The organism is Alitiscatomonas sp., from assembly GCF_037242085.1.
GTDB lineage: Bacteria > Bacillota > Clostridia > Lachnospirales > Lachnospiraceae > Alitiscatomonas > Alitiscatomonas aceti.
In genome coordinates, this window is the sequence record NZ_JAXXBR010000085.1 from 1 (window position 1) to 7263 (window position 7263).

The following is a 7263-nucleotide window of genomic DNA, read 5'->3' on the forward strand; positions in this document are numbered from 1 at the left end:
TAAAAAACAATCCAAGATCAGTTTAAAAATCTGATTTAACTTTTCTCTCTGACTGGGTGTACATTTCTTCAGCAATTCCATGACTTCCGGGTCATCAAATTCAATATCCTCTCTCTGCTCATCCAAAAATACCCCTACTGGAACCTTTAAGGATCTTGCGATCAGTTGAAGGGTTTGTACCGATACCATTGTCTCTCCAGATTCCAGCCTTGTAATGGAACTCGGAGAGATCATAACCCTGTCAGCCAGTTCTTTCTGCGTAATTGACCGTTTCTCCCGAAGTGTCTTAATTCTCCGTCCTATTCTTATATTTTCAGTACTGCTATCTTTTTTTATCATTTGTATTCCCCATTCTTCTTCAAATCTTTTTTGGCATATACCATCGTTATTGTTTCATTTTTATGATACCAATGGGGCAATAAAAATCATAATGTGTATATAGCAATTTAAAATGTCCAATAAGCAATTCAAAATAATAAAAGGATAGCCTTTATACTATCCCTTTTTAGGTTTCTATTCCAGTTGTTTTTACTCTCTGCTCAAAAAAACGAGATCGTCATAAAAAAGATCCCATCCTTGTATCCCGTTTCCTGTACCCCTCCATACCTTTCAACGATCTCACGGATGCTCTTTGTCCCGATTCCATGAAGCCTTCCCTGTTTTCCAGAAACAAATTCTTCTCCAATCCTCTCCGGTTCCTGGGCACAGGTGTTTGAAACCTTTATAAACGACGCGTTTCCCATCTGCCGGATCACGATCTGGATCCAGCGGTCCTGCGGCTCCATCTTATTACAGGCTTCCAGTGCATTGTCCAGAAGATTTCCCAGGAGCGCTGTCACCTCTGTTTCCTGTAATCTTAACTGGACTGGTTCGATCAGACAGTTGATTTGCATTCCCTGTCTTTTGGCCTGGTTCAGTTTATACTCCAGGATTATGTCCATGGCCTCGCTTCCTGTATGGAATCTGATCTCCTCCATATGTTCTCTTCCGCCCAGTTCTTTTATGTAATCCTTTGCTTTTTCATACGCTCCTGTCTCCAGATAGTTCTGTATCAGCAGATACTGGTTCTTCAGGTCATGATAAAACGTCTGTTTTGAAGCGCTGGCATCCTTTAAGATCTGGTAATTTTCTGCCAGCATCCTGTTTTTCTCCCGTTCCATATCCGCCTTTTCCCGGGATACAGAGGAAATCTGCTTTTGCAGTCTCAGATGTACATACATAAGGACAATCCCCAGAAGAAGCAGCCAGTTTAAGAGGGAGCTTCCATCTGTCTTCTGGATCGTCCTGTCAGCCAGATACACAGACACCCCTATTGCCGCCAACAGGGACCAGTCTATTTTTGTATACTGGCTGCTGACCGCATTACACAGCCACACGACAAACCAGCATGTAAGAAGCAGCATTGTTTTGGACAAGAATAAAAATACCATACGGGCCTCTGATAATGCCGATGTCATTGATGCTGCAAATCCCTGGTCTCTGGAAACCGTTCCGCAAAGGGTCAGCACAATAAAATCACAGGCATACAAAAGAAACATAAAAAATGCAGTCAGCGGCAGCACGTCCACAAAATTCCTCTGGTAAACCAGACATCCTCCAAGAGCCATCAATAAAACTCCAAGTACCGTTGTCCAGGCGGAAAACAGCACGTACTGGTTGATCCCCCATACCACCGCTGTCAGAACGGCCGCAGCAGCAGCCAGTCTTATTCCCCCGGACCTTTTTTCTCCCAGGAGCTTTGCCGGCACCGCGATTCCCAGAGCCGACTCAGTCAGCGACGCAAGAATCTCAAACAGATGGATCATCATATCAGCTTCCCCCAGTATATGCGGATCCTTCGTTTCAGCTCCTCAATGCGGCCAGGACTGGAAGGGATCTCATGTCCTGTATCCATCCGCACATTCCCTTCCCCAACGCTCCGCACATGGAACAGATTCAGGATGATCCCCCGGTCCAGGAAAAATATTTCCTCGTCGCTCCCAAGCGCCTGGTACAGCCGGTCCAGTGTCGTTCTCTCGTACAGACTTCGTCCGTCTGTCATGACGAAAACAGCATTCTTCTGGTCCTTATAAATATAAACCACCTCCCGGTGGGAAAACTTAATGCATCGTTTCTGGTTCTGGATCACATGAAAATAATGGCTTTCCAGACATTCCAGATGGGAAAACAGATCGTCCAGGATACGCGGCAGCTCCCTGTCCAGATCCTCCTTCATCATATACCGGAAAATTCCCGTCCCACAGGCTCCCACTGCGTACTTCATGTGGGAAGTCAGAAAAATAATACACGCCATTTTCGATTTTTTCCGTATTTCCTCTGCGATCTCGATCCCGGAATAATCCTGCATCTCTATGTCCAGGATATATGCGTCAAAAATCTCTCCCCGCTCTGTCATTCCCATAAGAATATCGCTGTCGCTAAAAGCGGAGAATTTTACATTCCTGGCCTTTTCCACACAAAACATTTCCGCCCGGTCCTTTAAAAGTTCTAAAAACCTTCTGTCATCATCGCACAGTGCCACCCGGAACGCAAAACCACCTCTTCCCCCGTTGTTTCAAAAAGTAATTCATAAAAAATTATACCATCGTTTCCTCCCCCTGTAAATTGCATCATCCGCACCCCGGAATTTATTTACCAGTCCCCCCGCTTCAGTGCTGCCGACAGGCGGATCAGCCTGTATATCCTGTATACGAAAAGGAACGGGCCGGAAACGGCCGAAAGAATACAGGACACGAGGAAGATCCCTACATCATCCTGCCGCTGATGATTGGCGGAGGCCGCGTATTTCGCAGTAAACGGCTCCATTTTCAGCATATCCAGCTCTGCCTGGTGGCGGAATGTGGGATAGTCAATGCGTATAAAGGAGCTGAAGGGCGCAAAGAAACAGATCGTCAGAAACAGGATCCCTCCGATCCTGGACGGATAAAACATATCGAAAAAGAACTGGTCATTCACCAGAACATTGCCGAAAAACAGAGGGACGACCACATCTCCTCCCGGCTTCTGAAAATAATAGACCGAGCAGATATGGTTCCGGAAGGCCAGCACCGATCCCACAAGGGCAGCTCCCACAAGGAAAGAAACGATCAGCCGCTTCCGGAGCTTTTTCACTTCCTTCCCGGCACAGTTCCGGCAGACACCCAGCCTGGCACCGCTTTCGGTGAGTTCTTTATAACAGTCCCGACATATTTTCTTTCTCTCTGTCATACTCCATTCCTCCCTTCCCGTCTGAAACCTCCGGTCCTGATTTCAATATTTTTCACACTACATCGAATTAATGTTTGTATTTAACAAAAGTATATCATTTTTTTCATTTTGTTCAATAAATTATTTCTTACGAATGATTTCTTTTTCTTAGATCCACGTCTTCCCGTCCATGAAACCATTGAAAATCCCCCGGACCTATATTATACTATACTATTGACCGGGGGCGCGTCGTCCCCGGTGAAGCCGTGTCCGGAGGCCGCCCTGAAAACCGGCTCCCGGCAAAAATCCGCAGCCATTATATCTGTACAATACTAGGAGGAAACTATGATACTGTCCTGCAGCAGCATCTGCAAATCCTTTGGAAGCGACGACATCTTAAAAAACGCTTCCTTTCATATAGAAGAACACGAAAAAGCCGCCATTGTTGGCATCAACGGAGCCGGGAAGTCCACGCTCCTAAAGATCATCACCGGAGAGCTTCCGGCAGACTCCGGGGAAGTGGTCATCTCCAAGGGAAAGACCCTGGGCTACCTGGCCCAGAACCAGGACCTTTTAAGCCACCGGACCATTTATGATGAAATGCTGGAGGTAAAGCGGCCGGTGATCGAAATGGAGGAACGGCTCCGGGAGCTGGAGGTCTCCATGAAGCGGGCTGACGGTGAAGAACTGGAGGCCATGATGGATACATACAGCCGCTTAAGCCACCAGTTCGATCTCATCAACGGCTATGCCTGGAAAAGTGAGATCGTGGGCGTTTTAAAGGGCCTGGGCTTTCCGGAGGAGGAATTCGGAAAACAGATCTCTACCCTCTCCGGCGGCCAGAAGACCCGGGTGTCCTTAGGAAAGCTCCTTCTGACCAGCCCGGATATCATCCTTCTGGACGAGCCCACCAACCACCTGGACATGTCCTCCATTGCCTGGCTGGAGAATTATCTGTTAAACTATAAGGGAAGCGTCATCATCGTGGCCCATGACCGGTATTTCCTGGATAAGATCGTCACCAAGGTGGTGGAGCTGGACAACGGAAAGGCCACCGTCTACCTGGGCAACTATTCTGCGTACAGCGAAAAACGGGCCCAGATGCGGGCCATCCAGATGAAGGCCTACTTAAACCAGCAGCAGGAGATCAAGCACCAGGAGGAGGTCATTGAAAAGCTGAAATCCTTTAACCGGGAGAAGTCCATCAAGCGGGCGGAAAGCCGGGAAAAGATGCTGAATAAGATCGAGGTACTGGAAAAGCCCACAGAGATCAACGACGCCATGGACATCCGTTTAGAGCCCAATATCTTAAGCGGAAACGACGTCTTAACGGTCCGGGACCTGGAGAAGTCCTTCGGCCCCCAGCATCTGTTTTCCCATGTGGATTTTGACGTAAAGCGCGGCGAGCGGGTGGCCATCATCGGCGACAACGGCACCGGAAAGACTACGATCCTGAAAATGATCAACGGCCTTGTGACGCCGGATCACGGGGAGATCACCCTGGGCTCCCGGGTCCACATCGGCTACTATGACCAGGACCATCAGGTGCTCCATATGGATAAGACCCTGTTTGAGGAGATCTCCGACGCCTATCCAGGAATGACCAACACCCAGATCCGCAACACCCTGGCCTCCTTCCTGTTTACTGGCGATGACGCCTTTAAGCGCATCGGCGACTTAAGCGGCGGCGAGCGTGGCCGGGTGTCCTTAGCCAAGCTGATGCTCTCTGAGGCCAACTTCCTGATCCTGGACGAGCCCACCAACCACCTGGACATCACCTCCAAGGAGATCCTGGAAAATGCCTTAAGCCATTACGGCGGCACGGTCCTTTACGTATCTCACGACCGTTACTTCATCAACAAAACGGCCACCCGGATCCTGGATCTGACCGGAGGGAAGCTTTTAAATTATATCGGAAATTACGACTACTACCTGGAAAAACGGGAAGATATGATGGCGGCCCATTTTGGGACCAGCTCCGACGGGACAGCCAAAGCCCCGGCTGCGGGAGGCTCTGTGTTCTCTGGAAGCGTGCTCCGGACCGCAGGAGCGGCTGATTCCGGCCAGGCCTCCGTTTCTGTCCAGTCTGTCTCCCCAAACTCTCCTGCCACAGACACAAAGCTGGACTGGAAGGCCCAGAAGGAGGAACAGGCCCGGCTCCGGAAACGCCAGAACGATCTGAAAAAGGTGGAGGCCGAGATCCATGACCTGGAGACCAGGGACGGAGAGATCGACGCACTCCTCTGCGACGAAAGCGTCTTCACAGACGTGGCGAGGCTCATGGAGCTTAATAAAGAAAAAGAAGACCTGGCAGCAAAGCTGGAGGTCCTTTATGAAAAATGGGAAGAGCTGGCGGAATAACGCCAGCTCTTTTTCTGCCTGTCCGGTGCTCTTTTATAATCCCCGTTCCTTCAGTTCCCCGGCCAGATGGATATAAAATTCGATTACATCGAAACCTTTGTAGTCCTCCCTGGCCAGATCGATCATGTCGCCATGGGAAATACCGCAGAGGTATGTATTCTTAAGGGTGCCCCTGAAATTGGTCCACCGGGCAGACTCCTCCGTCACCAGCCCGTCGCTCCCTGCGTCCAGAAGTTTCAGGATCCAGTAGGGGATACTGAGAAGCCAGCAGCTTGCCCCGCATTTCATCATGCTGGCATAGCTCTGGTAATACACGCTGGATGAATCTGGATATTTCCGGTTGAATTCCTGTGTCCAGGCACAGGATAACTGGCGGCTGGCAACATAGGCATTGGGCGCCCGGTCTCCCAGCATTCCAAAATACCGGTCCATAAGGCCGCAGATCCCCCGGTACAGAAAATCCGGCAGCTTCATTAAAAGATCCGCCAGCATGGAGCCCCGGTGGGGCGTACAGATGGTGGTCAGAGAAGCCACATAGGGGGCCATATGGAGCCCGCTGATGAGATATCTGGAATCCAGCCCGCCCTTGGAATGGGCAATGATGTTCACCTTCTCCTCCCCGGTCTCCCGAAGGATCTCAAAAATTTTTTCCCTAAGGATCCCGGCGTTTTCCTCCACAGTCCCCCAGGCCTCCTGGTGGCCGTAAAAGACCCTGGCTCCGTTTTTCTTCAGCGCCCTGGGGATCCGCCCCCAATAGTTAAAATAATGAAAATCCCGGAAGCCCACGCCGTGGACCAGCAGCAGCGGATATTTTGTGCTGCACACATTCTTTTCCGCCCGCACATCGTCCAGGCTGATCCTGTAAAGGATATGGTCCGTCTCCTGCTTTGCCAGACCGCGCACATAGAGAGCCAGGCCATAATTTAAAAACGGAATCCACAAAAGCATCCATACCAGCAGCCGTCTGGCGATCCTGAGCCGCCGGCACACCAGGCACATCCAGCACAGGATCCCCAGAAAGCACACATAAGCTGCCAGAAAGCCCAGGATCAGAAAAATGCCGGAAAGCCCCGGGCCATGGGTCATCAGATCCCATATCCCGAGGCTTCCAAGGACCGGCATTGTCCAAAGGGTACACGTCAGCGCTCCCGTCAGGAGCCTTAAAAGCCTTACATGAAGCTTTTCCGCCGCTGTCAGCACGGCCTCATACCGTCCAGCCATTGTGATCCTTTCTCATCCGGTATATTCTTACAGTTTTTCCACAGCTTCCGCTGCCTTCTCAAGGAATTCTGCCTTCACATATTCCACAGTTCCCTCGTCCACGGAGCCTGCGATCTCCGGACGGATGGGGATCTGGGCCAGCACGGGGATCCCGTACTCTTTTCCAACTTCCTCCACCTTGCTCTCGCCGAATACAGAGATCTTCTTTCCGCAGTCCGGACACTCCAGATAGCTCATGTTTTCAATGAGACCGATGATCGGAACGTCCATCTTTTTAGCCATGTTCACAGCCTTTCCGACGATCATGGAAACCAGCTCCTGGGGAGAGGTCACGATCAGGATACCGTCCACCGGCAGGGACTGGAATACAGTCAGCGGAACGTCGCCGGTTCCCGGAGGCATATCCACGAACATATAGTCAATGTCCTTCCAGTAGGTCTCGTTCCAGAACTGTTTTACAGCGCCTGCGATCACAGGTCCTCTCCAGATCACCGG

7 protein-coding genes are annotated in these 7263 nt (G+C 50.4%); 1 reads left to right on the forward strand and 6 read right to left on the reverse strand.

Translation table 11 applies throughout. From position 1 onward, the window contains the following. From WIH05_RS08690 to WIH05_RS08705, 4 genes are all read right to left on the reverse strand, one after another. Positions 1-339: helix-turn-helix transcriptional regulator (locus WIH05_RS08690; protein ID WP_337425257.1), on the reverse strand; the 339-nt coding region annotated here is incomplete at its 3' end. 200 nt (positions 340-539) lie between these two features. After that, on the reverse strand, positions 540-1808 hold the full coding sequence (locus WIH05_RS08695; protein WP_022273152.1) for a GHKL domain-containing protein: 1269 nt from the start codon (positions 1806-1808) through the stop codon (positions 540-542). Next, positions 1805-2521 carry a response regulator gene (locus WIH05_RS08700; RefSeq protein WP_337425258.1) on the reverse strand — a complete coding sequence of 239 codons (717 nt, stop codon included), beginning with the start codon at positions 2519-2521 and terminating at the stop codon, positions 1805-1807. The genes WIH05_RS08695 and WIH05_RS08700 overlap by 4 nt, the downstream gene beginning before the upstream one ends. A gap of 110 nt (positions 2522-2631) precedes the next feature. After that, positions 2632-3207, reverse strand: a complete 576-nt coding sequence (locus tag WIH05_RS08705) for a hypothetical protein (RefSeq protein WP_337425259.1) — start codon at positions 3205-3207, stop codon at positions 2632-2634. Between the two features lie 324 nt (positions 3208-3531). Between WIH05_RS08705 and WIH05_RS08710 the strand changes: the two genes are divergently transcribed. Beyond that, entirely contained in the window at positions 3532-5547 is a 2016-nt protein-coding gene (locus tag WIH05_RS08710) for an ABC-F family ATP-binding cassette domain-containing protein (protein ID WP_022273155.1), read from the forward strand. A gap of 33 nt (positions 5548-5580) precedes the next feature. On the opposite strand, the gene WIH05_RS08715 is transcribed toward WIH05_RS08710, so the two are convergent. Continuing rightward, positions 5581-6768: a membrane associated lipase alpha/beta hydrolase family gene (locus tag WIH05_RS08715; RefSeq protein ID WP_022273156.1), complete on the reverse strand. Its 1188-nt coding sequence runs from the start codon at positions 6766-6768 to the stop codon at positions 5581-5583. Positions 6769-6795: 27 nt separating this feature from the next. Beyond that, positions 6796-7263, reverse strand: a 468-nt coding sequence (locus WIH05_RS08720) for a P-loop NTPase (RefSeq protein WP_337425260.1), incomplete at its 5' end; no start/stop codon positions are given.